The sequence below is a fragment of the Psychrilyobacter sp. genome, from assembly GCF_049671765.1.
Lineage (GTDB): Bacteria > Fusobacteriota > Fusobacteriia > Fusobacteriales > Fusobacteriaceae > Psychrilyobacter.
The window spans coordinates 1-2874 of sequence record NZ_JBATVM010000299.1 but is presented as its reverse complement, the minus strand read 5'-3'; the positions used below and the strand labels follow the sequence as shown (position 1 = coordinate 2874).

The 2874-nt window shown below is 29.6% G+C and carries 2 protein-coding genes, 1 tRNA gene and 1 rRNA gene; 1 reads left to right on the top strand and 3 read right to left on the bottom strand.

What is annotated here, in order from left to right; genetic code table 11:
* Positions 1-1373 (bottom strand): formate--tetrahydrofolate ligase (locus WBG30_RS13880; RefSeq protein WP_424505250.1); only part of this gene is annotated, 1373 nt, incomplete at its 3' end.
* Positions 1374-1665: 292 nt separating this feature from the next.
* Here WBG30_RS13880 and WBG30_RS13875 point away from each other — a divergent pair.
* Positions 1666-1989: a hypothetical protein gene (locus WBG30_RS13875; RefSeq protein ID WP_424505249.1), complete on the top strand. Its 324-nt coding sequence runs from the start codon at positions 1666-1668 to the stop codon at positions 1987-1989.
* A gap of 569 nt (positions 1990-2558) precedes the next feature.
* On the opposite strand, the gene WBG30_RS13870 is transcribed toward WBG30_RS13875, so the two are convergent.
* Together WBG30_RS13870 and WBG30_RS13865 are read right to left on the bottom strand one after the other, a co-directional pair.
* A tRNA-Trp gene (locus WBG30_RS13870) sits at positions 2559-2634 on the bottom strand.
* A 148-nt stretch (positions 2635-2782) separates the two neighbouring features.
* Positions 2783-2874 (bottom strand): 23S ribosomal RNA (locus WBG30_RS13865); the annotation flags it as partial.

Here is a 2874-nt window from a genome sequence, read left to right as displayed (position 1 = left end):
CCACCATATATATTTTTTACAATTTTTCCAATTTTATTTTCTATAGTATCTTCAGTATCATAAAGGTAATCAAACGTATTTTCCTTAGTTTCAATTTCATTCATAACTAATTTAGCTAACTCTATTCCACCTTCTCCACCATCAGCCCATACATTACATAAAGCTACAGGTACACCTAATTCTTCACAATGAGTTTTGATGAAGTTTAATTCAGCTTCAGTATCTGTAATAAATCTATTCATAGCTACTACTACCGGAAGTCCAAAGCTCTTCATGTTTTCAATATGCTTATCTAAGTTTTCTATTCCTTTTGCAAGTGCATCTACATCTTCGTTAGATAACTCTTTTGAATTCTTTCCACCATGTAACTTAAGAGCTTTTACTGTTGCTACAATAACTACAGCACTAGGTTTTAATCCACCTTTTCTACATTTGATATCTAAAAACTTTTCTGCTCCTAAATCTGCTGCAAATCCAGCCTCTGTTATTGCATAATCAGATAACTTAAGTGCCATCTTAGTTGCTAACATTGAATTACACCCATGAGCTATATTAGCAAATGGTCCACCATGAATTATAACTGGAGTATTTTCTAATGTTTGAACTAAATTTGGCTTAATTGCTTCTTTTAATAAAGCCGCAATAGCTCCTTCTATTTTTAAGTCACTTACTTTAATTGGATTTCCTGATTTATCAAATGCAAATACTATGTTGCTGATTCTGTTTTTTAAATCCATAATAGAATCTGATAAACAAAGGATAGCCATTATTTCAGACGCTACAGTTATTTGGAACGAATTTTCTCTAGGGATTCCATTTGCGACTCCACCAATTCCAATTACTATGCTTCTAAGAGATCTATCATTCATATCCATTACTCTTTTAAAAACTATCTTATTTATATCTATGTTTAATTTATTTCCATGTTTAATGTGGTTATCTATACAAGCTGAAACAAGGTTATGTGCTGTTCCTATTGCATGTAGATCTCCTGTGAAATGTAAATTGATGTCTTCCATTGGAATTACTTGAGAATGTCCTCCACCAGTAGCTCCTCCTTTCATTCCAAATACAGGGCCAAGAGATGGTTCTCTTAATGCTGCTATAGATTTTTTTCCTAACTTATTCATAGCCTGTGTAAGACCTACAGTAACTGTTGATTTTCCTTCTCCAGCTGGTGTAGGAGTAATTGCTGTCACTAAGATTAATTTACCATCTTTTTTATCTTTATTCTTTTCCAATATATCCAAACTTAATTTTGCTTTGTACTTTCCATATTGATCGTAATCATCTTCTAATAAGTTGATTTTTGCTGCAATTTCTTTAATGTTTAATATCTTGGCTTCCTGAGCTATTTGAATATCTGTTTTCATTATGCCTCCTTAAAATAAAAGTCCTAAGTACACACTTATTTCAATGCGGACCTAGGACTATTGAATAATTTTTTCCATTTTTATCAGCCTAATTTTATAGTACATTTCATTCCCCCACTTCCCCCTGTGTTGAGGAATTATATTGTTCTATTTGAGGATACTATACCATAAGAAATTTTAAAAAGCAATAAATAGTCTCTATATTTAGAAAAAAAATTTGGTTTTCCTTGAATAATATAGCATACTTGTAATAGAACAATACATTTTTATAATTGAGGAGTGTGATATATTTATGATTGGAATTTATATATTGATTGGAGTTGTTGTTATTATTTTTTTACTCAAAGGATCTAAAACAAAAGATTCACATGAAATAATCAACGAAAAAGATGAACTTGCAATAAAAAATAAGGATATTTTAAAAGAAAAAATTCAAAATGACTTAAAAAATAACAAGATAGACCATGTATTTATATCATCTCATTCAAAAAAATATCACACTAGAAAATGTCGATATTATAATGATACTATGTCTGAGCTTTCTTTAGACATAGCTAAAAAAGAAGGATATATCCCTTGTAAAATATGTAACCATAAAAAAGATATCTCTACCTAGTATAGGTGGAGATATCTTTTTTACTAAATAAATTATATTTTAGTGACATTTCCTTCAAGCATATTTTTTAGATAAAAATAAATAGCTAGCGCTTTTCAATCCCTTGCCCCCATCTTGGGGGGGTGATATAATAACTATTATGACTACTACTCTTAAAAAAATCTTACCCATGAGAAAATAAAAGTTTTTTATCATTCTTCTTATTTTTTCACATTCTTTACTTTGCCTAAATTACTTTTCTCACTTCTAAAAATTGTTTTTTACTAAAGCTGTTTTTATGTTATACTTATTTTCATTTTACATAGAAACCATTTGCTTATAAGTCTAAAGTCTATATTGAAAAGTAGATTTGCTAACTCTCTTTACACTTAATCAAAAGTATCTTAATCCCCTTTTTACTTCGCCTAAAGAAATATATAACTTTTCTAATTATCAAAAGGAATTTATTAACATAGTCTAAGTTAATATTTAAACGCTCAAAAAAAATCACTTAACTATCAAACTCTTTTTCTATGTAATTCCCAAATAATTAAAAAAATCCGAATAAAATATTCGGATAAAATTTCTTATGGCAGTCCAGTAGGGACTCGAACCCTAAACCCACGGTTTTGGAGACCGTTACTCTACCAATTGAGCCACTGGACTATAAATATTTAATGATTATTAAACATTCAAAACTATATAATAATGTTTTTCTACCCATAAAGGGCATCACCAATATTTCTAAAATTTACTTTCGTAAATTAAGAATAGTGAGATAAATTAACTCTTTCGTTCTAAATCAATTTTGCTTTAGGTTAAGTGTTCGTCATATTAGTATTGGTCAGCTAAAGACTTCACAGCCCTTACACCCCCAACCTATCAACCTCGTAGTCTCCAAGGTGA